Raw genomic sequence first — 22,656 nt, forward strand, 5'->3', positions numbered from 1 at the left:
AGCTCCCCTTTTTAATTCTCTACTTGTATTTGTCTTTTCAAGTTATCTATTTCCTCTAAATAACGTTTTTCTTTTCTAAGCATCTCTTCCTGAGTAGCTGCAAGCTCTTCCATATTCTGCCTCATTTCTTCTTCCTGGGCTCTCATTTCTTCTTCCTGCTGTCTGGCTTGTTCAAGTAACTCTTTATTAGACTCGTTAATCTTTATATCTTTTAAACTTGAAGCGATAGACTCACCTAGTTTTTTAACAAAACTGATCTGATGTTCATCAAACTCTTTAAAAGAAGCTATTTCTAAAATACCCTCAACTTGTTCATTAAAGATCATCGGTACAATCAACAAACTATTTGGAGTTGCCTCACCTAATCCGGAAGTTATCTTGACATAATTTTGTGGGATTTCTTTTAAATGTATTACCTCTTTTTCAATATAAGCCTGGCCAATTAATCCCTGGCCCGGATGGATTTGTTTCTCCTCAAACTTTTTCCTGTTGTAAGCATAAGTTGCATAAAGATTTAAAACAAAACCTTCATTATCAATCAGGTACATACTTCCCTGATTTGCTTCCATATATTCTACCAAAAAAGCCATAATGTTATCACATAGACTTTTTAAGCTATCATAGCCTCTAAGTAACTCTGTCACTTCAGCTAGTCCCTGGACTGCCCATTGTTGCTTTTTTTCATTTTGCCTGACAAGCTCAACCTCTTTCAAATTTTCCTTTGCCTGTTTCTCAGATTCCTCCATTTTCCTGGCGATATCCTTACTTTCCTGAATATAATGTGAAGATATTTCTTCAGATCTCTTATTTTCTAAAAGTAGAACCATAATTATACCAACAGCAAAAACTACAGATATAAAAATAGCAACTCTTGTTAGATTACCCTTTTTCAATTCAGACCTGTCTAAATCTATTTCAAGCCATTCATTAATGAAATCAAAACCAAGGATCATCAATATTGCTATTCCTGCACAAGTGAATAAATATCCCTTTTCTCTGATATCAAAAACTATAAACGGTATAAACAGAAAAGCCAGAGATAGCATGGACATACCGACCATAGGAGGATTCCCGGCTTCAACAATGAAAGCGGCTTCCGAAGTAGCTAATGAAACAGGAACCAAGGAAACAATAATCCGACTTACATAAATCAATCCAAACCTATTTAAAACCATTGCTAACAAGGAAAGGATGAAACCGGCAATTGGAATCCCAATGGTTGGTTTTAATGTGTTTTGAGAAATTAGAATAAATGGCAATGAAACAAAAAAAGCCAGTATTAGTGCAGTAATATTAGACTGATAAATTTTTCTTTTTAAAAACCTGGGCTGATCAGGCTTAATTCCCCACTTTAGTACGTCCTTAAATTTCATTTTATTCAAAAAATTATAATCTTAGCAATCTTATAAAAATATATTTTACCAATATATAAATAAAGATCATTTAAACCATATTTTTTATGTCTCAAAAAGAGGAATTCAGTAATCGGTGGGGAATTATATTAGCTGCGCTGGCTATGGCGGTAGGCGCAGGAAACTTATGGAGATTCCCAAGATTAGCCGGAGAATACGGCGGGGCCTTCATCATTTTGTGGATGGTATTTTTGTTTATCTGGTCAATCCCTATTCTACTTACAGAATTTAGCATAGGAAAAAAATTCAAACGATCAGTAATCGGATCTTATAGTGAATTTGCCGGTTCTAAATATGCATGGATGGGATATTTCATAACCCTGTGTACCCTGGGAATTGCTTTTTATTATTCGGTAGTAACTGCCTGGAGCTTACAGTACCTTGGTTTTTCCATAGAATATACTCTTAAGTATTTTGAAGGAGCGGATCTTGCCAGCATCGGAACCCAGGAACAACTCACAAATTATTGGGACAATATCGCTAATGGTAACTTTAAAACAGTAGGGCTTCATATTTTAGCCCTGGGATTTGCTGTATTTGTTTTAACTAAAGGCGTAAAAAACGGACTTGAAAAAGCAAATAAAATTTTGATCCCCACTCTATTCATCTTACTCATTGTAATTTCTATTATTGCTTTAAATATTGAAGGAGGTGAAATCGGTCTTCAATATATGTTTGGAGTCGAAGTCAAACACTTTTCTAATCCAAAGGTATGGATCGAAGCATTATCTCAAAGTGCCTGGTCAACCGGCGCAGGTTGGGGACTAATTATGACTCTTTCTGCTTATTCAAGAAAAAAAGAAGATGTGACTCTCAATATTATTATGAGCTCGATAGGTAATAACATTGCTTCAATATTGGCAGGCATAGCAATTATACCATCTGTCTTTGCTTTGAGTGCTTCTGAAGCCAATGCACTAGAATATCTCCAAAGTGGAAACCAGGCTTTAACATTCACTATAATACCAAAGTTATTCTTTTCTATACCCGGTGGTCCGGTATTATGTGTGATTTTCTTTGGAGCATTTTTCCTTGCTGCATTTAGTAGCCTCCTGCCCATGATCGAATTATTTATTAAAACATTAACAGATCTCGGGTTGTTCAGAAAAAAAGCGGTAATAATCGCTGCGGTATGCTGTGCAATATTTGGATTTCCGAGTGCCTGGTCATTAGATGTTTTTAATAATCAGGACTGGGTCTGGGGAGTTGGATTAGTTGTTAGTGGTTTATTTATAATCTTTCCTGCATTACGAATTGGAGTAAAGAAAATAAAAGATGAGATGATTGATCCGGATTCTGATGTACGACTACCAGATCTTTATTATGCAATTTCAATGTATATAAATATTGCCTTTGGAATAGTTCTTATTTGGTGGTGGTTATCGAGAGGATACAGCCCTGAACCATGGTTTACTGAAGAAGGTGTTTGGAATGTATTTGATGTTTATAGTAATGCTTCGGTAATTACCCAGTGGCTACTTGTATTAATAAGTGGTTTGCTCTTAAATAATTATATTAATAAAAAATTCAAAACTATATAAATAAAAAAGGCCCTTTAATCTGGGCCTTTAATTTTTTGATATAAAAAAAGCCCGAATGAGCTCCGGGCATCTTTTCAACCAGCTATGGAAAGAAAGATATACTTGATTCTACTTGCATTTCAAATATATCAGATATAATTATATTTATAAACCCTATTTAGACGAACGGCAATATTCACACGATGAGTGTGCTAATTATTTATACGAAGCTTAAAGCGGTGTGTGTTTATGCTTTAACCATCCGGTAATTGAAAGTCTTGTTTTATTTGTTATCAAGACTTCATGAGGAAGTTCATCGCTTTTAAACAAAACCAACCTTCCCGGTTGAGGAAGTATTCTTAATGGTCCTGATTCAGGATAAATCATTAATTCTCCTCCGTAACTTTCATCCCAGAATTCATTTAAATAACAGATCACAGTCAATAAACGCGCATCATTTGTTTTAAACTGATCAACGTGTTTCTTGTAGAATGCCCCAGGAGGATAAACCGCAAAATGAAATTCACAATCGTTAATACTTAAAAAGCAATATCGATTTAGTATCGAAACGAGTCGATCAATCTCACTGTAAAAATTCACAAGTTCTGAAAATAAACCTCTGCTGAGCCAAAGAATTTCATCTTTTCTTATACTATTAACTTTGGTTTGGTTGAACCTGTCTCCTATTTCAGCATCCTTAAACTCACCTTCGTGATAATGCTCTTTTATGAGATGTCTGAGTTTAGCAAGGTAATCTGGAGATATAAAATCATCACATACTGCAAAACCATTTTCGACAACCGTGTCGATCAATGGCAAAAAGTCTACTTTTGTTTTCACCTATCAAAATAATGCCGGCGAAAGTAATTAAATAATAGATGATTTTTCTACAATTCGCTGATTTTTTACAAGGATCAAATTGTTACCACCAATATCGATATAGCCTTGATCATACACGAATGTATAGTTGTTTCCATTCTTAGCTTTATAAAAACTTGTTACATAAGAGAAATCAAATCCATATGCTATCAGGGTCTCACGAGTGACTTTGGTTTTCCCATTCGGATTGAGTTGATTTAGAATTCTACGGTTCTTTTGCAATCGATAATTTACTCTTCTAATTAAATTATTTTCCCCGGAAGAAATCCGGTTGTTAAAAGTACTCCTGCAGTGATCAGAACAAAAAATTTTATCTGACCTGCTACCGGAATTAATAGAATTCCCGCATAGTTTGCAAGCTCTGGTCTTCATAATAAAAAAGTGTTGTTTTGGTTGATAATGTCCGAAAATAACACTTCTATCGAAAAAAGTAAACTATTTAAAGAAAAGATATAAGATTTTTGTCACCTTATTCATCAAAAAGGTATTAACGGATATGGATATATTATTTTTTAAGAACATCAGAAAAAAGGTCATCGAAAAGCAGAATAAAAAGCATTTGATAAACCTATGCGCATTGGCTATTGCAGATGGAACTTTCGATGAATCGGAAAAGAAATACATCATGGCTATTGGCAAAAAAATGGAGATATCAGAAAATGACATCGCTAACATAATAAAATATAGCAGGGAAAATGCTGTAGTGATAAAAACACGCCGAAATCTTTTCAGCCGGAAAAAACTATCGGAATATTATGCTTTGGTCCTATCTGATGGAGTAATACATCCAAATGAAGCTCGATTGATCAATCATATTGGATTAAAATGGGGGTTTAATGAAAGCCAGACAGCTAAAATAATAGGGAAATGTAAAAAGTACATCGGCCCGGGTAACATTAAGGCTAACATATCAAAAAGGCTTGAGTTTTTATTGACCGACTTTTATGAAATCTTTGATAAAATAAGTTCCACAATAAATAAACAGGTTCATATATTTGCAGTGTGAGTTTACCTGTAATAGACTATTTTTTATTATTTGGCGTCGGCATTGTAGCCGGTTTCATCAACGTTATAGCCGGTGGTGGCAGTTTTTTTGTTTTACCATTAATGATGTTCATTGGCATTCCTCCGGCAGTGGCAAATGCCACGAATCGAGTTGCAGTATTATTACAGAGTATCTCAGGAGTCGCAGGGTTCAAAAGCAAGGGTGTAAACATCAGTCGCTTCAGCATTTATCTTTCAATCTCTGCTTTGATAGGTGCAGTTATAGGAACCCAGCTAGCGATAGAGATCGACCAAAACCTCTTTAAAAAATCTATATCCGTTTTCATGCTTATTCTGGTGTTTTTCACGGTTTTATTTACCAAACACCACTATAAACCTGAAGAAGCCTTACTCAAAGGGAAAAACCTGATTTTCTCCATTATCATATTCTTTTTTATTGGTATATACGGTGGTTATATACAGGCAGGCGTCGGTTTTTTGATAATGGCTGCATTAACAGGGATTAATAAGTTAGACCTGGTTAGAACCAACAGTATCAAAATGTTTGTCAATGTGGTTTATACAGCAATCGCATTGATCATCTTTGCCTATCAAATAAAGATCGAATGGACCGCTGGCCTTTGGCTTGCAGCAGGTAACATGCTGGGAGCCTGGATCTCCAGTCGCTGGTCTGTGAATACTGAAAGTAAAACTTTAAAGTATGTAACGCTTGGCGTTTTTGTTATCCTGGCTGTTGCTTTATGGTTTTATTAATTCCATTGAAATTTAAGATACTTTATTGAAAAGCCCTTTTCGTAAAACATCTTTTCAAACCTTGTTTTAATTCCGTGGTGCTCATCTATATATTCAGAATGATACAGGTCTCTCGTTATGCAAAGATTCTTTATATCATCCCTATCGGATAATACTTCGAGTGTATAATCAAATAAACCGGGATTGTCTGTTTTAAAATATACCCATCCCTCCTTTTGCATTACTTTCTTATACATATCAAGAAATCGCGGGGATGTTAGTCTCCTTTTAATATCTCTTTTTTTAGGCCTGGGATCAGGGAAGGTTATCCAGATGTCGTGAACCTCCCCATCAACAAAGAATTTCTCGAGCAATTGTATTTGGGTTCTTAAAAATGCAACATTTGATAAATTCTCATCTATTGCATCCTTACTACCCCACCAAATACGGTCACCCTTTATATCAACTCCGATAAAATTTCTTTCAGGATAATGCCTTGCCAGACCTGTCGTATATTCCCCTTTTCCACAGGCTAATTCCAGGGTAATATGGTTATCATTTTCAAAATATTTGTCGTGCCAATTTCCTTTGATCTCTTCATAACCAGGCTTTTCAGGTTCAAAAATATTTGGTCTTTCTCTGTTTTCTGCAAAGCGCTTTTGCTTATTCCTCATAATTAAGTTCATTCAATTCAGCCACAACAAATGTGCTACCACCAATATATAACGCATCAGATTCCTTCATATCATGGCGGGCATCATTTACCGCATCATTTACACTATTATAATATCCTGCCACAGTGATATCTGAAGAAACCCTCGGCTTCAGATCAACCACTTTTAACCCCCGTGGCACATTAGGGGTGCAAAAGTAATAAACCGCATTCTTAGGAACTACTTCCAACACTTCTTCTACCGCTTTATCAGAAACAAAACCCATAACAAAACGATATTGAGAGGCATCGCGGGCTAAAAATTGTCTTAAGGTCTCTCCCAGTCCTTCTACATTATGGGCAGTATCACAGACTACAAAAGGCTTTTCGGATAAAACCTGCCATCTCCCTTGCAAGCCTGTGTTGGTTATTACTTTAGAAAGCCCTGCGTTTATATTTGGGAGATCAAACCCTTTTTCTTTTAAATTTTCTATTATAGCTAATACTCCGGATAAATTCCTGAGTTGATATTCACCCTTAAGATCCAGTGAATACTTTTTTAGTTCGGTAAGAGTATATTTATCAGAAGCAAATATTATGTCACTATTATTTTCCCTGGCTTTAGATTTAAAAACATCGGCTATTTCGGGCTGCGTTTCACTGATCACCACGTCAATTCCTGGCTTTATAATACCAGCTTTTTCACCTGCAATTTGCTGAAGGGTATCACCGAGCATATTCTTATGGTCAAGTCCAATATTAGTGATCAATGATACTAGTGGAGTAATAATATTAGTCGAATCAAGCCTGCCTCCTAATCCGACTTCAATTATAGCAATATCAACCTTATGATCAGCAAAATATTTGAAGGCAAGTCCGACAGTCCATTCAAAAAATGACAACTGCAGATTCTCTGCATGTTCTTTATACTTTTCAACAAAATCAACGATATATTGCTTGAGAATGAGTAATCCATTGATCTTAACCCTTTCCCTGAATGATTTTAGGTGAGGAGAAGTGTATAGACCGGTCTTGTAGCCATTTTCCTGTAAAACAGAAGCAATCATATGGGATGAACTTCCCTTTCCGTTGGTGCCGGCAATATGAACAGACTTAAATTGATCCTGGGGATTACCGAGGATTTTGCAAAATTCCTCAATATTACCTAGACCAGTCTTAAAAGCGACTTTTCCCATGCGTTGATACATAGGCAACTGCTCAAAAAGATATTCTTCTATTTGTTCGTAGGTCATCACCGAAAATTAAAACGGTGACAAAGATAGTAAGTTATTGGCTTTTAATAATGAAAGTTACTGTACCTTTTGTTCTGGGTTTTGGAGGTAAACTTCCAGTTTGACTAAAAGTAGTTTCTTCTAATTGGTTCTGATAAAATTTGAGGACATCCGGACTAACTGTAGATTCAATTGGAGTAACATTCACTACATAACCATCATCATCAATTTCAAATGAAAACTTAATTCTGCCGCTTTGAGCAGATTGATCCTTTTTATCAGGAACACGATCCCACGTCCATCCGGTTATGTCCAGTTGTGGTCCACCACCGCCACCTCCGGATGTCCCTTTATAAATGAAGCGTTCATCTACACTTTCAGGGTCTCCTTTATCTCCTTGCTGATCGGTATCATCACCATCACTTTTTTTGCTGGCACCACTACCCTCACCTTTCTCTGTACCCGGATATATCGGTGCCGTTACTGTTTCTTCTTTTGATTCAGTTTTATTTTCAGTCTTGGTCGTAGTTTTCTTAGGTTCAGGCTCAACAGGAACAGCATCTGTGTTTTCAGAAACCTCATCTACAGGATCGACAGGATCATCGGTTTCCACTGCTTCTGTTGGTTCTGAGGTTTCTTCCACTGGTTGTTCACTAGGATCCTCAACTGCTTCTTCGACAGGAGAAGGTTCATCCTCAGCCTCAGATTCGGGAGCCTCGATATTATCCTGATCATCTCCACTTCCAACATTATCCATTCCCATATCAATCTCTATACCATATTGTGGTAAGGGAGGATTAGGTTCTTTCCACGCTAAAAGAAACGCGAACAAGACCAGAAGGACTCCATGGATTGCAATTGTAATTACCATCGATTTCTGTTTATCCTTCTTCCTGGCTATTTCGTCCTCGCGTTTTATCATTCTTAATTGTCTGGAGTGGTTGCTATTGAAACTTTCGCTTTTAATGAAGTAGCAATACCGGCAATCTCAACAAAATGTTCGGTCGGCACAGACTTATCAATATATAACGAAACTGTCGGAGTTTCGGTTTTACCGATCTCATTTCTTAACATTGGCTCAATCACTTTTCTACTAACCTTATCTCCATTAAAGAAATATTGCAGGTCATCAGTAATTGCAACTTTAATAACCGGGTTACTGTAGGTGTTACTTTTTGATTTCGGTAAGTTGACTGGTAAAGCCATCGGATCAACTACAGTAGAAGTCAGCATAAAAAAGATCAGCAACAAAAATATGACATCAGTCATCGATGACATATTAAAAGTTGGATCGACTTTGTGTTTTGACTTTAGTGCCATAATTATTTGTTTGGCTCTTGTAATAAATCAATGAATTCAACAGAAGTATATTCCATTCTGTGAACTACCTTAAGTACTCTTGCTACCAGGTAATTATATCCAAGATAGGCCAAAATACCAATAAAAAGTCCACAGGCAGTAGTGATCAATGCTTCGTAAATACCTGCAGACAATTGCTGGGGAGTTAACGCACCTTCAATTTTCGTAATATCCATAAAAGCAGTGATCATACCGGTAACAGTACCGAGGAATCCAAGCATTGGTGCAGCTCCGGCAATTGTTGCGAGTAGATTCAAATTTTTCTCTAATCTATAGATCTCGATTTTACCGACATTCTCGATACTTACTTCAATATTTTTAAGAGAAGAGCCAATTCTGTCTATACCCTTCTCGATCATCCTGGCGATCGGAGTATTTTCAGACTGACATATACTTTTAGCCCCCGATATATCTCCGGAAGTCACAGTATGTCTGACACGTTCCATCAGATCAGCAGAATCTTCGTCTGCCCTTCTGATGGTGAAAATTCGTTCGAAGAAAATATAAACTGCGGCGAGTTGTAATAAACCAAGTGGCACTAACCACCATCCGCCTTTTTGTAATAGTTCTAAAAATGTTAGTGATTGTTCAGACGACATAGACTGCATAGCCAGCGAATCTGACGTCTGAGTCAGTTGCAAAAGTAAGCTCATAAATTTTTTAATATTTCAACACCCATACATCGGATCCGTATTCATCCTTATACCCTTCAGCCTGCTGAACTCCTTCCTGGTAACTGTCAAAAGATTCAACAGCCACTCTATAGAATCTTGTCTTTCCATAAGGCTCTATAATATAAGATGTTAGTCCGTCACCTTTTCTTTCATTGGCAAAATCCATAGCCTGATCTTTGTCAAAGAAACTGCCAACTACAACATATGAACGACCTGTTCTGCTTTTTAGTACATTGATAGTACCTTCCACAGACATATTTTCCTGAGCGGCCCTTGCTGAGTCCAAAGCTCTTTGCCTTTCAGCTTCTAATTCAGCTTGTCTGGCCTGTTCTTCTTTTAACCTTTGGTCTTCTAATTCCTGTTGTTTTTGTCTTTCTTCTTCAGCTAATCGATCTGCTTCCTGGTTTGGTTTTATCACAAAAAACCAGATAGCAAAACCGGCTGCTATTAAAAGAACGATAACAACCGCGGCAATTAATCCGGTATTAGAATCGTTATTTTTTTATTATATGAACTTGTTTGTTTTCTTTGAGATTTCTGCTGGCCTTCAGCTTTTGCTGGTTTATCTCTATCTATTGGATCGAATGACTGATTTTCCGGCAACCCATAATCAGAATCTTTAGACCTGTACTTTTGCTCCATGATTTAAATTTGCTGACAGTTTTAAAAAAAATTAAAGTTTCGAGTGTAAACTTAATTTAAATAAATTATACCTCAAAAACCTAAAGTAAACACTTTTTTAACCCAAATCAAGTATTTAGGCTTAATTAAAAGCTATAAGTCAGACCTGCAAGGAATTGCACTTTCTTGTTACGATAATTTAAATAACGCTGATAATCATTATTTAATAAATTGTATCCCTCAATAAAAATGCTAAACCTTGGAGAAAACAGATAAGAAACCTGTGCATTCAGATCCAGAATATTATCAAGTTTAACTATATCGTCCTGCGCAGGATTTAAGGCTTCAATCTGGCCCATATAGTATGCTCCAAAACCCACATGAAGCTTATCATAAAAATTATATTGTGCTACCAGGTCAAATTTATAAGTAGGCTTATGCCATGCACCCAGCAACTCATCTAAACCGTAATTAAAAACATCCATCGATAACTGGATATTTCCATTTTCATTGAATTGATACCTTCCGTTAGCATAGAAGTTAAAAACAGCCACTGCATCATTGTTATATACAATCTCAAATTTTGATGTATCTGCAGCACTGTTATTAAAGAATCCCATATTTAAATAGCTACCAGCTCTGAATCCGACACTATATGCATAGTTCTTATTTTGTCCCCTGATACCTCCATCCAATTCAAACGTTTTAATCTCCTGTCTTATATCCAGACTAGAACCAAGATATGGGTTAGCAGCTACATATCCTTTATAGGTTTGTTTATTAATACCTCCTGAAATACCCGCATAAACACTGATCATATCCTGCAGATCATATTCTGCAAATACCTGAGGGAAAAACCTGAGGTCTTTCTGATTATCATTAAGTGTATCATCCTCGTAAGCTACAGTTACTCCGGCCCTGATCCTGAAGTCATTCCAGTGAAAATAATAAGATGGAGTGAATTGAAACAGATTTCTTTTATCTGTGCGTGTAGTATCCTTTAAATTACTATGCCATAACTCAAGATCGATCTGTAAATTTTGCTCATCATTGATATGCCAGTCTGCATGTCCTTCGAGACCGATCTGGGTTTCAGAATCTTCATAGTCGGACCAGAATCTATTCGCGCTGGTGGTCAAATTATAATTAAAATCTTTCTTTTCCTGATAGGTTCCAAAGTCAATTTCCAGCCCAACATTCCTGTATAACTGGCGAATATCTTCCTTATCTACCTCCAGAGATGGATCATATCCGTAATAGTGGTATTTATCAAGGCTACCAATCAATTTTCCTCCAACCTGAACACCATTATCCATATATTTCCCATTCAGTTCAATTTCAGTATTGCCAAATGCCGCATTCTCATCATATGGTTCCGGTCCTCTTCCCGAGCTATTGTGAAACACCCTTGCTCCAAGAATCATGTTTTCACTCCGCTTATTATTTACCAGTACTTTTAAATATGGAGTAGCATAATTTCCAAATCCGGCTTTCACAAAATTCCCATATAGTTTTTCAATCGGTTCTGTATTTATCCGCAATGGTCTTATAGGAATTAAAGCCGGTAGTTGTTTTATCTCCAATTTTGGAATAGTGTAATTCACCTTTAAATCCTTCTTATCAGCTTCAGATTCTTCAGCAGTAACAAAAATCTTTGATGCTTTTGGAACAGTCAGTTCCTTATTTTTCTCAATTACAATATTTGTCGGATCAATACTATCCGCTTTTTCTTTAGGTTTATCTTTTTGTTTATCCTCATCCTGAGCTGTTATTGAAGCTGAGGTAAAAAGTAAAATAATATATATCGAAATGAATTTAATATTCATAAAAAGTCTATTTTATACTGTCTGTATCAATATAATTTTTCTCAACAATTTGTTTTTCTATGCCTTTTAGCTCAGCGAGTTTTTCCTTTGCCAATTCTATGATTTCTTCATTGGTCGCATTATCCATCACTGATTTTAAAGTAGCTTCAGCCTGTAACATTTCATCCAGAGCTATGAAGTTATCAGATATAAGGATAAAGCTTCTTCCCAGCCAGTAATCATAAGCACCAAACTTGTTTATAAATTCATATAAAACCTCATTACTTTCTTTGTATTCCTTTTGTTCATGAAGGATCTCCCCTTTTCTATACATTGACTCCGCAGCATATTCATCGGAAGCGTTAGTAATTACATCATTTAAAATCTGTAAGGCTGCAGTGGTATCTCCCTTACCTAGCAGAGCTTTCCCTTTATAAGTAGCTGCCATCGTTGCTGATGACGGTTTAGGTGAGCCGATCTCCATCGTTTTTTGAGCATACTCAATAGCTCTTTCATACTTTCCTGAGTTGTAATAAGCAATCATAAGGCCCTCGACAGCATCATATTTCTGGCGCTTATTAACAGCATCTTGTTCAAGTTTTGTATAAGCGACAATTGCCTCTTCCCAATTACCTTCGCTTTGTTGAAGATCGCCAATCTTTTGCCTGGCTCTGTTAACCTTATTCGTTTGGTTTTGCTCAATAACTTTCCGATAGGCCCTGATCGCATCGGTTGAATTACCATTATACCTTAAAGCTTCAGCTTTTAAATATTGAGATTCGTAGGCTTCTGTAGTTCCTTCGTATTCGTTAATAATCTCATTGAATGATTTTATCGCTTCATCGTATTTGCCGGCATATAATAATGACTTAGCACTTTCAAAGCGGACTATAAGTATTTCCTTATTTTCCGGATTTGTATCTCTGTAAATCTCTAAATATTTATTAAACTCTTCAGAGCGATCTGTCCGGGCCAGAAGATCCTGCAATCCAAGTAATGCATTATAAGCACTTGGATAAGTAGAGTAGTTTTCTATGGCGGTTTTATAATCCTTTATAGCCATATCATAGTTCTGCAGGTTAGTTGCCGCGAGTGCTCTTTTAACATAAGCTTCCACTATCAATTCCTTTTTTGTGGCTCCGGACAAAAACCTTGTGAATGCATCAATTGATTCTTTGTATTTCCCCCCTTCAAATAAAATTGTCCCTATCTGGAAAGCGGCATCTTCGCGATATACGCTATTTGGATAATTCCTCACCAACCTGGTAAGAGACTGAACTGCAGCCTGATCTTTTCCTGAAAGCCATTGTGCAGCAGCTAACTGGAAGGTGGCATAATCTGCATTTATAGTAGACTGCGATAGATATTTTTGATAGGAATTCTCAGCTTGTGAATACTGTTTGGTAACATAATAGGAATCTCCTAATCTTAGCGTAGCATCAGCTATTTTTCTTTTTTCAGCTTCAGTTTCACCACTTAAGTTTGAGTAAATTCTAAAGTGAGGGATTGCCTTCTGAAATTCTTTATTATTGAAATATGCGTATCCGATACCATATCGAGAATTAAGGAAAAGTTCCGAATTTTCGTTTTTCAGTCTGAATACCCTGGCATATGAATTTACAGCCTCAGGATATTGTTCATTTAGTACCTGAATTTCCCCTTTTAAATATGATGCTCTGGCTGTAAGATCTTCAACAGCATTTACATCTAGTGATTCATTAAGATATCCAACAGCCTTATCAACCTCTTTTTTGTTAAAAGTTTCAGCTCCCAGATTATATGTTACTCTTTGAAACACCTCTTTTAATTGATAAGTATTAAGGTTTGTATTTTTTAAATGCCTGTAGGCCGCCTGGTAGTTATTATTGTATAAATATGCCTGACTTAACCAGTCATTCACTTTATTTTGATTCGCATCTTCAGGATACAATTCTTTATATGATTCCAGGCCGGATATTGCATCATTAAAGTTGCCTAATTCAAGACTTAATTTTGAGTAAAGTAATAGTGACTCCTTTTTAATTTTATCATCAAAATCCATCTCCGAGGCCTTTTTTAAAGGAGCCGGAGCATATGGCTTATTACCGGATTCCAGATAACACAATCCTAAAAAGAAGGAAGCTCTCTGTCCTACCTCACCTTCTGTTAAAGCAAGTGGGCGAAGTCTGTTAACAGCTGTTTCGAAATTTCCGGCTTCATAATTCGAAATTCCGATTCTTAAGGCGATTCTTTCATCAACCTTTCCCCTGTTGGTAGAAATAAATTTATCGTAATAAACTAGGGCTTCTTCTTTTCGATCCGTGAAAAAATAAGCTTCAGCCATAGAGAGATAAAAATCAGATGCATTTCGAATCCTTCTTCCGGATCGATTGATTTTTTCGCCATATTCTATTAATTCATCATATCTTTCAGTCTCATAATATGAAAGAGCAATTAAAGATGGCACAATTTCTTTGTATGACTCACCTGCTTCTGCCTGCCTGAATTCATTTAAAGCCTCATTATAATTTTTATTTCGGTAATGAATATATCCGCTATAATAATGAGCAGCATACGTATAGGGGTTTGATGAATTTTTAAGAAACCCAAATTGACTCAGTGCCTCATTAAATCTTTGCTCATTGAAATAAGAATATGCTAATCTAAACCTCGTTTCGATTGCAGTCGATCTGCTTAATTTGGAAAGATCTGCCCTCTTAAAATATTCAACTGCTTTATTATAGGTACCGGAGCGATAATAATAATCTCCCAACTCTATAAAGGCCTGGTTTGCCAAAGGGTGCCCCGGATATCGGTTGGTGAACTGCCTCAATAAGTATTCCCCATCATCATGGTAAAGTTTAATAGCACTCATCGCCAGGTAATACTTGGCTTCCATCAGATTATTATCTTCAGGAGAGGTTTCAAGGTAGTTCTCAAGAGTACTCCTGCTGGCATTGTATTTTCCACTATTAAATAAAGAAATTGCCTGAAGTAGTGGCCCATTGTCATCAGTAAAAAACAATGTTTGCTGAGAGAAAATGGAGAAATTAATCGCAAAAAAAATCAGAAGTCCGGTAAAGACTTTTATTCTATGCATACGGAGCTATTAGTTTTATTTTTATAACAGTTAAAATTCTGAATTATTTTGTTGGGATAAAACAAAATGAATAAAGAATATTTTCGACATTCTAAAAATTCAATTAAATCTGGTTTTATGTAAGATTGAACATTAATCAATAATATTTAGTCTGTAAACTATAAATTATTATTTCTATTATTGTATATAAGCAATTTTGTAAATCCTTATTAATTGTTAAAGCGTTTAAAGAAAATATTCGGAAACAAAAAGGACTCAGACAATAACCCTTCCTTTGGAGATGAGCAAATCAGTCGATTTGTAAGTTATCTCGTTTATAATGTTGAAGATATTGATTCTGATTCTCTTTTGAAGGAAAAGGTCAGAGAAATAAACAAACTGGATCCTGAGGATAAAAAGAATTTCTTACCCGGTCTATATTTACTCTTTGAACGAAATATTTTAAGTGGTCCGAAATACACCACTCAAACTGATAAAGATAATTTCAAAATAGATTTTTGCCAGCGATTTCCTAATATCAGCAGTACCCCCGAGATGAACCTGCTGTTTGAAGAAAAGCTTATTCAGGAAAAACTTTTGTGTATTCTTTTTCTTGAGAAAATCATCACAAATGGTTATTCCCTGGTGGATTCAAAGGGTAGAAACCAGATCAAAAAGGCGACTGATTTCATTGAGAGTTTAAAGAATGAAAAGAAGGCACTCAAGGCAGATAGATCTAAAAAAATAATAGGAACCCTTAAATCTTTTACCGAAAATATTTATTCCGAGTTAAAAAAATCTGCAGGAGAAAAAACAGCTTCGGAGATTTTTCAGGGAGTCTATAATTATATGGCAGATAACTATCGCCTATTAGATACATTCCAGGAGGTAGTAGTTATAATTCCTCAGCAGGCTCTTAACGAGCAACAATTAGGTATGCTGAGTAAAAAGCATATACAAAATTTACTGATTGAAAAGGTAGGTAATCTGGAGGCTGTAAATAAAAGGTTGAATGAAGAGATCACTGAGCGTAAAAAGGCAGAATCAGCATTAAAAGACAGTGAACAACGGTTGGCACAGATCATCGGATCTGCGATGGATGCCGTAGTAATTTTCAACGGATCTGGTGTAATTATGGAATGGAATAAACAGGCTGAAATACTCCTGGGTTATTCTAAAGAAGAAATTTTAGATAAGCAGGTAAACGAAACCATTTTGCCTGATATTGAAATTACTGAAAAAAGCACCGGAGAACCCCAGGTTAAAATAATGGATCAATATCCTATCAATTCTCATAACCTGAGGATAGAAATGAAATCTGTTCATAAATCCGGCTATAAAATTGAAACAGAATTATCTATTTCACCGGTAAACTATTATGGTGAATTTATTTTCAGTGTATTTATTAGAGATATAACTCAGAGAAAGGAATACGAAAGAGAAATCCTTGAAGCAAAAGATAAAGCAGAACAGGCTTCTATTTCGAAAGCTCAATTTCTTTCAACTATGAGTCATGAGATAAGAACACCACTAAATGCTGTGATCGGTATTTCTAACCTGCTTCTGAATGCTAATCCAAGCAAAGAACAAATCGAAGATTTAAAAATATTAAAATTTAGTGGAGAAAATCTCCTTGCTATAATCAATGACATACTAGACTTCAATAAGATCGACGCTGGAAAGATCGAACTCGAAAAAGCACCATTTAATATTAAAACGGTTATTAATGGAGTAAAAAGTTCGCTAACCACTAAGGCTTTCCAAAAAGACCTGCCTCTTATATTATATATTCAGGATAATATTCCGGATGTAGTAGTGGGAGACAGTACACGACTAACTCAAATATTAACTAACCTGATTAGTAATGCCATTAAATTTACTCAGGCAGGATCTGTTACTATTTCAGTGGTGATAAATGAAGATACTGATGACAATATTAAATTACATTTTTCTGTAAAGGATACTGGAATCGGCATTTCTGAGGACGAGCAGGAAAGAATCTTTGAAAATTTCGGCCAGGCTTCAAGTTCTACGACGCGAAAATATGGTGGTACCGGACTTGGTCTTTCGATATGTAAAAAACTATTGGAGCTTCAGGGAAGTGAATTAAAACTGGAAAGCGAGAAAGGTAAGGGAGCAGATTTCCATTTTACACTTGAATTTGGCAAGTCAGATATAGAGTTAGCTCCGGAAGGACTTAACATAAATGATGACAAAAAGACCTTAGAAAAGCCAAAATCCTGGTTGCCGAGGATAACAAAGTCAATTTATTAATAGCTGTAAAATACCTTAATCGCTGGAACGCTTTAGTTGATACTGCTGAGGATGGAAATGAAGTATTGGCTAAATGTAAAAATAATGACTATGACCTTATTTTGATGGACTTACAAATGCCTGACATGGATGGTATTGAAGCAACAAAGGTGATCAGGGGAATGAATAACAAAAAATATCAAAGTTTGCCTATCATCGCTTTGACCGCATCTGCCATGACGGAAGTAAAAAGACAGGTTCTTGAAGCAGGTATGAATGACTTTGCTGCCAAACCTTTAAATCCTGAACTATTATACAAAAAGATATACAATCAAATCTATGAGAATAAAGAAAGTATTTCCTTTTAATAAAAAGGCTAATTAGTGCATTAATTTATAGATCAACTCTTTCCATAATTCCTTTTCTTCAATACTCGCCCCTACTCCTTTCGATGCAAGATCTGCACTATATAGATGACCAAGATTTTCAATCACCTTTTGAGGCGGATAATTTTTTGCCGCGGCAAGATATTCTTTCTGAACATATGGATTGAAAATTTTTATTACACCACCAACCGCTTTTTCATTATAAGCCTGTTTATGATGAATCTGAAGCAATTTAGTATAGTATCCTGTTAATACTGCCAGTGCAGGAATAATCGGATGGCTTTTAGAATTAGCTGCAAAGTATTGAACAATTCGGTTTGCCTTAACTACGTTTCGGGTAGACAAAGCTTTTTGTAATTCGAAAATATTAAAGTCTTTGCTGATACCTACATTCTTTTGAACATGATCTTCATCAATGGTATCACCGTCTTTGAAGTTTATTAGAATTTTATCTATTTCGTTACTAAGCCTGCTCAGATCATTTCCAATAAAATCAGCAAGCATGATCATTGCTTTTTGGTTGATTTTATAACCTTTGCCCGATACATACTTTTCAATCCAGTCCGGAACCTGGTTATCATATAATTTTTTTACACTTACCAGGGTAGCATATTTATCCAGACTTTTGGCAAGAGATTTTCTACCATCAAGTGTTTTGTGTTTATGAGCAAATACGAGAATTGTACTAGGTTGAGGGTTTTTGATGTAATTCTCCATCAATTTAATTCCCTGTTCTTTTTGTAAATCCGGTACGTCCTGTGCTTCTTTTACGATTACAACCTGCCTGTCAGACATCATAGGAAAACGACCTGCATTGGTAATGATTGTATTAACATCCACATCCTTACCATAAAACACCATTTGATTAAATCCTTTCTGAGATTCTTCAAGGGCATTGTTTTCAATATATTCTGTGATCAAGTCAATATAAAAAGGTTCATCCCCCTGTAAAAAATAAACCGGGTGGTAAGTTCCTTTATTTAGTTCTTCTATTATTTTTTCCGGTGCTACGGCCATTTCTTCTATTTAGTCGATTTGTATAACTATATCCGATTACAAAAGATGTTGCCAAAATTGATAATAAATTGACAAAAACAACAACAACGAACAGATTATAATCTCTTTTATTCTGATTCATATTTAAATCAGGCCCAGAGAAAGTACCACTATATATTGGCTTTGTATTAAATATATACAGGTCCAGATGAACTTTAAACCGGGCTATAAGTTCCCTCAGAAACATTCTTACCGTCATTCCTCCCTTCGCTTTTAATCCAACAGCGTTAAAACCATGGTATTCTGCAATTGGAATAGCTCTTCTCAAATGGAATTGTTGAGAAATAATAATTATATCCTCAATATTATGGTCTTTAAGCCTGACAACAGAACCTAATGTATTTCTTCCGGCATAATCGAGTTCAATTTTGCTTGCCGGGACACCTCGTTGGATTAATGATTGTCTCATTAAAGCCGGTTCGTTATAGCTTTTAGAAGAATTATCTCCGGAAAGTATGAAGAAACTGGATTTTCCAGATCTATACAGATTAGCAGCCATATCCATTCTGTTCTCATAATAAGCATTTTTAGACACCCCATCCCTGAGATATTTATTGGTTCCTAATACCAATACCGGGGCATTCATTTCTATATCAGTAGGAGAGTTTTCCAGGTTGCCAGTCGATTGTACAACAATCAGCAAATTGCTTACCAGGATACATAATGTTAAAAACCCAATAGGAAAACCAAAACCTTCAACCAGTAATAAACAGGGGAACGATAAGATAATCCCACTTCCTTTTCAACTTTTTTTTCTTTTGCAGATTTACCTTTTTTAGATCTTTTTTTCTTTTCTTTTTACTAATAATTCCGGATAGATATGAGATTACCGGAAGTTCAATAATTAGTATCCAAAATAAATTGTGCACCATAAACAGCACTTGCCCGTATAAAAAGTTTTTAACACGGTACTCACTTAGATCCAGTTCAATATTTCTTAAAACAGAGGATAGATTCAGTCCGTCAAAAATTCCTTAAGAGAATTATAACTGCCTAAAAAGTGAATAGCCGGATACTTTTGATTGAGAAATTGAAAAGCAGAAATAACCTTGTGTTTTTCTAGTAAAAACAAAGGAACCAGGGTCTGGAAAAAGACAATCCCGACAGCAAAAAATAAAAAATAAAAATTCCGATCAGTGCACGTTGCATTTAATTTCGCATAGCTGTTAAGCTGGCAAATAAACAATTTTTGATAAAAGAAAAAAGAAGACCAGCACCCCATGTAAGTTAAAAATAAAAAGAGCCCGGGCGAGGGCTCTTTTAAATGGGCAATCGGAAATAAACGATTAATTTTTGTATTAAAACAAGATATTAACCGAGTATTTTTCTTGAAATAATTTCCTTCATGATCTCATTTGTTCCGGCATATATTCTTTGTACTCTTGCATCCGCCCATGCTCGTGCAACGGGATATTCCCACATATAACCGTAACCACCATGAAGTTGTACACATTCATCAGCTATTTCACACTGAAGGTCGGTTAGTTTATATTTAGCCATTGAAGCTGTTGCTGTATCGAGCTTACCTTCATTATGCATCATCAGACACTTATCGGCAAAAGCACGGGCCATAGTTAAGGAAGAGGCCATTTCAGCAAGTTTAAACTTGATCGTTTGTAACTTGCTTATTGATCCTCCAAAGGCTTCACGTTGTTTTGTATATTCAACTGTCTGCTCGTAAATCGCTTCCGCAGCAGCTACAGCACTTAAACCAACAACAAGTCTTTCCTGTGGCAATTCAGTCATCAGGTATTGAAAACCTTTACCTTCATCACCAATCAGATTTTCTTTTGGCACTTTAACATCTTCAAAAAACAATTCACAAGTATCCTGGGCATGAAGACCAACTTTCTGAAAAGGAACTCCTTTTTTAAACCCTTCCATTCCTTCTTCTACAAGAATAAGGCTGATTCCTTTGGCTCCTTGCTCAGGAGTAGTTTTAACAGCAACCACCACGTAGTCAGCCAGATAACCATTAGTAATGAAAGTTTTACTTCCATTCACCAAATAATGATCTCCTTTATCAACTGCAGTAGTACGCATAGATTTAAGATCACTTCCGGCGCCGGGTTCCGTCATTGCAATTGCATTAATTTTTTCCCCGGTTAGCATTTCCGGTAAGACCCTCTTTTTTAATTCTTCAGATCCGTTGTGAATGATATAAGGTAGAACTATATCAGAATGAAGAGGATAACCGATAGCCGGCCCTGCGCAACCCGATCTTGAAAGTTCTTCTATTAAAATGGCGTTATAACGGAAATCGTCAAGCCCCAGACCTCCATACTCTTCAGGTACCTGGATTCCAAGAAAACCATTTTCACCAAATTTTTTCCACGATTCACGAGAGACCATTTTATTCTTCTCCCACTCCTCATTATAAGGGACAACTTCCCTGTTAATAAAATCTTTTACTGAATCTCTGAAAAGCGCATGCTCTTCGTTAAAAATATCTCTCGGTAGTAATTCCATGCCTAACAAGTGTTAGTTAATAAGGGCAAAGATAAGCGATTAGTCCATATTATCAAGGAACTAAATCGGAAGAAAATCATACTCACTCGAATTGTGATTGATAAATTGATTTAATATTCTCTGTACGTCTGCGTCATGAATTCCCGGATGAATATATTCTTCCCATTGGTCTATTATACTTACCTCAGTGGGTGCGAAACCATATCCTTTGAAGAGGTTTTTACGAACAACTACAAATCCTACTTCCGTCTTATCTCTTCCTTCTCCGACAATTAAAAAGTCACTATTATTTGAATTGATTGAAGAATGCCACTCTTCTACCCTTTTGTTATATTCATCATATGGTTCTTCCCCTATACAGGCGCCGTTACATTCTCCTGCATCTACCCATGAACATTTACTCTTGACTTTTTGCAAGCCAAGTAATTTTGGGCATAAAGAATATTCTTTAGCGATGGCGAACAGGTAATTTCTTGACTCCATCAAAGAATTAAAGGTCATAAGCAGGTTTGGTTTTCTACCTGGTGCTACACCATGCCTGAGATAAGAGCTACCATCTTTATAACTTACTAAACTAAATACCCTGGAATTAAATTTTTGTGCCCGGTTAAAAGGTGGCCAATGTTTTTTGATCATCTCATTTTCATGGATCAAAGAAATAAGCTCATTACCACAAAGATCATAAGCAAGGTGATGGATTTGATTCAAAAAGGAAAGCTCAGGTTTTCCGGATCTTGTTGAAAAGTGAGATTTAACTCTCTTTTTTATATTCTTAGCTTTACCAATATATAAAGTTTTCCCTTTACCATCGTGGAAATAATAAACACCGGGCAATTCAGGCAAGTTCCTGAATTCATTTTCATCGAGATTAGGTGGAATATAACCATGAACACTGCCATGACTAATCAATTTTTCCATTACTCCCAGATTATCTCTGGAAATCATCAAGTGCAAAATTTCAGCAGTAACAGATGCATCTCCGTAGGCACGGTGCCTTGCTTTATTAGTATATCCAAGATGTGCACTTAACTTACCAAGACCGTAAGACTTTAATCCGGGAAAAATCTTTCTGGCATATCTAACCGTGCACAGTTTTTTGGAATCCCATTGATAACCTGATGTTTTTAATTCCTGACGTACAAAATGGTAATCAAAGTTAACATTGTGAGCGACAAATATGCTATCATTTAATATTGAAATAACTTCGTCTGAAATATCTGAAAAGCTGGGGCCCCAGGATAGTTTCATTATCAATACCAGTAATAGAGGTAATATAATCTGGAATAGGAACTCCCGGATCAACAAGAGAATGAAACGAATCGATAATCCGGGCTCCATCACTCAGATAAATAGCTATTTCAGTTATTTTGTTATCTATCGAAGATCCACCAGTTGTTTCAACATCCACTATGGCATATTTCCTCATATGGTATTCTGCTTTGAAAAATAATCTATTGCAATTTACTCAGACTATTTGACAGTTCACGACCAAAATACTACAACTCACGGAATCCTTGTAATCAAAAACCAATAGCAACAGTTG

The 22,656-nt window shown here is 35.9% G+C and carries 22 protein-coding genes; 5 read left to right on the plus strand and 17 right to left on the minus strand.

Annotated elements, in window-relative coordinates:
• Window positions 1-11: 11 nt before the first annotated feature.
• Window positions 12-1,373 (minus strand): GAF domain-containing protein, encoded by a 1,362-nt coding sequence (locus DCC35_RS12390; RefSeq protein WP_137091101.1) that lies wholly within the window; start codon window positions 1,371-1,373, stop codon window positions 12-14.
• Between the two features lie 86 nt (window positions 1,374-1,459).
• Here DCC35_RS12390 and DCC35_RS12395 point away from each other — a divergent pair, with 86 nt between their 5' ends.
• Window positions 1,460-2,953, plus strand: coding sequence for a sodium-dependent transporter (locus DCC35_RS12395; RefSeq protein ID WP_137091102.1), 1,494 nt, complete (start codon window positions 1,460-1,462; stop codon window positions 2,951-2,953).
• Window positions 2,954-3,163: 210 nt separating this feature from the next.
• Here the strand turns inward: DCC35_RS12395 and DCC35_RS12400 are convergent, their stop codons facing one another.
• Both DCC35_RS12400 and DCC35_RS12405 read right to left on the minus strand, forming a co-directional pair.
• On the minus strand, window positions 3,164-3,772 hold the full coding sequence (locus tag DCC35_RS12400; RefSeq protein WP_137091103.1) for a 2OG-Fe(II) oxygenase: 609 nt from the start codon (window positions 3,770-3,772) through the stop codon (window positions 3,164-3,166).
• Window positions 3,773-3,799: 27 nt separating this feature from the next.
• Window positions 3,800-4,183 carry a hypothetical protein gene (locus tag DCC35_RS12405; RefSeq protein WP_137091104.1) on the minus strand — a complete coding sequence of 128 codons (384 nt, stop codon included), beginning with the start codon at window positions 4,181-4,183 and terminating at the stop codon, window positions 3,800-3,802.
• Window positions 4,184-4,307: 124 nt separating this feature from the next.
• On the opposite strand from DCC35_RS12405, the gene DCC35_RS12410 reads away from it, so the two are divergent.
• Together DCC35_RS12410 and DCC35_RS12415 are read left to right on the plus strand one after the other, a co-directional pair.
• Window positions 4,308-4,817, plus strand: a complete 510-nt coding sequence (locus DCC35_RS12410; protein WP_137091105.1) for a tellurite resistance TerB family protein — start codon at window positions 4,308-4,310, stop codon at window positions 4,815-4,817.
• Window positions 4,814-5,569: a sulfite exporter TauE/SafE family protein gene (locus tag DCC35_RS12415; protein WP_175402811.1), complete on the plus strand. Its 756-nt coding sequence runs from the start codon at window positions 4,814-4,816 to the stop codon at window positions 5,567-5,569. Before DCC35_RS12410 ends, DCC35_RS12415 begins: the two co-directional genes overlap by 4 nt.
• On the opposite strand, the gene trmB is transcribed toward DCC35_RS12415, so the two are convergent.
• The 9 genes from trmB to DCC35_RS12455 all read right to left on the minus strand — a co-directional run bounded on the left by trmB (window position 5,566) and on the right by DCC35_RS12455 (window position 14,970).
• A complete protein-coding gene (gene trmB, locus DCC35_RS12420) occupies window positions 5,566-6,225 on the minus strand; it encodes a tRNA (guanosine(46)-N7)-methyltransferase TrmB (protein WP_137092647.1) in 660 nt (219 codons plus the stop codon). The genes DCC35_RS12415 and trmB overlap by 4 nt on opposite strands.
• A complete protein-coding gene (locus DCC35_RS12425) occupies window positions 6,212-7,453 on the minus strand; it encodes a bifunctional folylpolyglutamate synthase/dihydrofolate synthase (protein ID WP_137091107.1) in 1,242 nt (413 codons plus the stop codon). The genes trmB and DCC35_RS12425 overlap by 14 nt, the downstream gene beginning before the upstream one ends.
• 34 nt (window positions 7,454-7,487) lie before the next feature.
• On the minus strand, window positions 7,488-8,354 hold the full coding sequence (locus DCC35_RS12430; RefSeq protein ID WP_137091108.1) for a hypothetical protein: 867 nt from the start codon (window positions 8,352-8,354) through the stop codon (window positions 7,488-7,490).
• 2 nt (window positions 8,355-8,356) lie between these two features.
• Window positions 8,357-8,752 (minus strand): ExbD/TolR family protein, encoded by a 396-nt coding sequence (locus tag DCC35_RS12435; RefSeq protein WP_137091109.1) that lies wholly within the window; start codon window positions 8,750-8,752, stop codon window positions 8,357-8,359.
• A 2-nt stretch (window positions 8,753-8,754) separates the two neighbouring features.
• Window positions 8,755-9,444 carry a MotA/TolQ/ExbB proton channel family protein gene (locus tag DCC35_RS12440; RefSeq protein ID WP_137091110.1) on the minus strand — a complete coding sequence of 230 codons (690 nt, stop codon included), beginning with the start codon at window positions 9,442-9,444 and terminating at the stop codon, window positions 8,755-8,757.
• A gap of 7 nt (window positions 9,445-9,451) precedes the next feature.
• Entirely contained in the window at window positions 9,452-9,883 is a 432-nt protein-coding gene (locus DCC35_RS12445) for an SPOR domain-containing protein (protein WP_137091111.1), read from the minus strand.
• Between the two features lie 56 nt (window positions 9,884-9,939).
• A complete protein-coding gene (locus DCC35_RS20710) occupies window positions 9,940-10,107 on the minus strand; it encodes a hypothetical protein (protein ID WP_175402812.1) in 168 nt (55 codons plus the stop codon).
• Window positions 10,108-10,232: 125 nt separating this feature from the next.
• The gene (locus tag DCC35_RS12450) at window positions 10,233-11,912 is read right to left on the minus strand and encodes a TonB-dependent receptor (protein WP_137091112.1); all 1,680 of its coding nucleotides are present in this window, start codon (window positions 11,910-11,912) and stop codon (window positions 10,233-10,235) included.
• 7 nt (window positions 11,913-11,919) lie between these two features.
• Window positions 11,920-14,970 carry a tetratricopeptide repeat protein gene (locus DCC35_RS12455; protein WP_137091113.1) on the minus strand — a complete coding sequence of 1,017 codons (3,051 nt, stop codon included), beginning with the start codon at window positions 14,968-14,970 and terminating at the stop codon, window positions 11,920-11,922.
• A gap of 213 nt (window positions 14,971-15,183) precedes the next feature.
• On the opposite strand from DCC35_RS12455, the gene DCC35_RS12460 reads away from it, so the two are divergent.
• On the plus strand, window positions 15,184-17,223 hold the full coding sequence (locus tag DCC35_RS12460; protein ID WP_137091114.1) for a PAS domain-containing hybrid sensor histidine kinase/response regulator: 2,040 nt from the start codon (window positions 15,184-15,186) through the stop codon (window positions 17,221-17,223).
• Window positions 17,223-17,570, plus strand: coding sequence for a response regulator (locus DCC35_RS12465; RefSeq protein WP_246070243.1), 348 nt, complete (start codon window positions 17,223-17,225; stop codon window positions 17,568-17,570). The genes DCC35_RS12460 and DCC35_RS12465 overlap by 1 nt, the downstream gene beginning before the upstream one ends.
• 12 nt (window positions 17,571-17,582) lie before the next feature.
• Here DCC35_RS12465 and holA read toward each other — a convergent pair whose 3' ends face one another.
• The 5 genes from holA to DCC35_RS12490 all read right to left on the minus strand — a co-directional run bounded on the left by holA (window position 17,583) and on the right by DCC35_RS12490 (window position 22,539).
• Complete coding sequence (gene holA / locus DCC35_RS12470; RefSeq protein ID WP_137091116.1) at window positions 17,583-18,605, minus strand: DNA polymerase III subunit delta; 1,023 nt, start codon at window positions 18,603-18,605, stop codon at window positions 17,583-17,585.
• Window positions 18,565-19,287: a SanA/YdcF family protein gene (locus DCC35_RS12475; protein WP_137091117.1), complete on the minus strand. Its 723-nt coding sequence runs from the start codon at window positions 19,285-19,287 to the stop codon at window positions 18,565-18,567. The genes holA and DCC35_RS12475 overlap by 41 nt, the downstream gene beginning before the upstream one ends.
• Window positions 19,288-19,955: 668 nt before the next feature.
• Window positions 19,956-21,113: an acyl-CoA dehydrogenase family protein gene (locus DCC35_RS12480; RefSeq protein WP_137091118.1), complete on the minus strand. Its 1,158-nt coding sequence runs from the start codon at window positions 21,111-21,113 to the stop codon at window positions 19,956-19,958.
• A 60-nt stretch (window positions 21,114-21,173) separates the two neighbouring features.
• A complete protein-coding gene (locus DCC35_RS12485) occupies window positions 21,174-22,361 on the minus strand; it encodes an exonuclease domain-containing protein (RefSeq protein WP_175402813.1) in 1,188 nt (395 codons plus the stop codon).
• Complete coding sequence (locus tag DCC35_RS12490) at window positions 22,297-22,539, minus strand: 3'-5' exonuclease (protein WP_137091120.1); 243 nt, start codon at window positions 22,537-22,539, stop codon at window positions 22,297-22,299. Before DCC35_RS12490 ends, DCC35_RS12485 begins: the two co-directional genes overlap by 65 nt.
• Window positions 22,540-22,656 lie beyond the last annotated feature (117 nt).

Source organism: Mangrovivirga cuniculi, assembly GCF_005166025.1.
Lineage (GTDB): Bacteria > Bacteroidota > Bacteroidia > Cytophagales > Cyclobacteriaceae > Mangrovivirga > Mangrovivirga cuniculi.

What these genes read in the sequence shown, in the direction of transcription:
- DCC35_RS12390 (WP_137091101.1), bottom strand. Translation starts at nt 1,373, where the DNA reads ATGAAATTTAAGGACGTACTAAAGTGGGGAATTAAGCCTGATCAGCCC.
- DCC35_RS12395 (WP_137091102.1), top strand. Translation starts at nt 1,460, where the DNA reads ATGTCTCAAAAAGAGGAATTCAGTAATCGGTGGGGAATTATATTAGCT.
- DCC35_RS12405 (WP_137091104.1), bottom strand. Translation starts at nt 4,183, where the DNA reads ATGAAGACCAGAGCTTGCAAACTATGCGGGAATTCTATTAATTCCGGT.
- DCC35_RS12410 (WP_137091105.1), top strand. Translation starts at nt 4,308, where the DNA reads ATGGATATATTATTTTTTAAGAACATCAGAAAAAAGGTCATCGAAAAG.
- DCC35_RS12425 (WP_137091107.1), bottom strand. Translation starts at nt 7,453, where the DNA reads ATGACCTACGAACAAATAGAAGAATATCTTTTTGAGCAGTTGCCTATG.
- DCC35_RS12430 (WP_137091108.1), bottom strand. Translation starts at nt 8,354, where the DNA reads ATGATAAAACGCGAGGACGAAATAGCCAGGAAGAAGGATAAACAGAAA.
- DCC35_RS12435 (WP_137091109.1), bottom strand. Translation starts at nt 8,752, where the DNA reads ATGGCACTAAAGTCAAAACACAAAGTCGATCCAACTTTTAATATGTCA.
- DCC35_RS12440 (WP_137091110.1), bottom strand. Translation starts at nt 9,444, where the DNA reads ATGAGCTTACTTTTGCAACTGACTCAGACGTCAGATTCGCTGGCTATG.
- DCC35_RS20710 (WP_175402812.1), bottom strand. Translation starts at nt 10,107, where the DNA reads ATGGAGCAAAAGTACAGGTCTAAAGATTCTGATTATGGGTTGCCGGAA.
- DCC35_RS12450 (WP_137091112.1), bottom strand. Translation starts at nt 11,912, where the DNA reads ATGAATATTAAATTCATTTCGATATATATTATTTTACTTTTTACCTCA.
- DCC35_RS12455 (WP_137091113.1), bottom strand. Translation starts at nt 14,970, where the DNA reads ATGCATAGAATAAAAGTCTTTACCGGACTTCTGATTTTTTTTGCGATT.
- holA (WP_137091116.1), bottom strand. Translation starts at nt 18,605, where the DNA reads ATGGCCGTAGCACCGGAAAAAATAATAGAAGAACTAAATAAAGGAACT.
- DCC35_RS12480 (WP_137091118.1), bottom strand. Translation starts at nt 21,113, where the DNA reads ATGGAATTACTACCGAGAGATATTTTTAACGAAGAGCATGCGCTTTTC.
- DCC35_RS12485 (WP_175402813.1), bottom strand. Translation starts at nt 22,361, where the DNA reads ATGAAACTATCCTGGGGCCCCAGCTTTTCAGATATTTCAGACGAAGTT.
- DCC35_RS12490 (WP_137091120.1), bottom strand. Translation starts at nt 22,539, where the DNA reads ATGAGGAAATATGCCATAGTGGATGTTGAAACAACTGGTGGATCTTCG.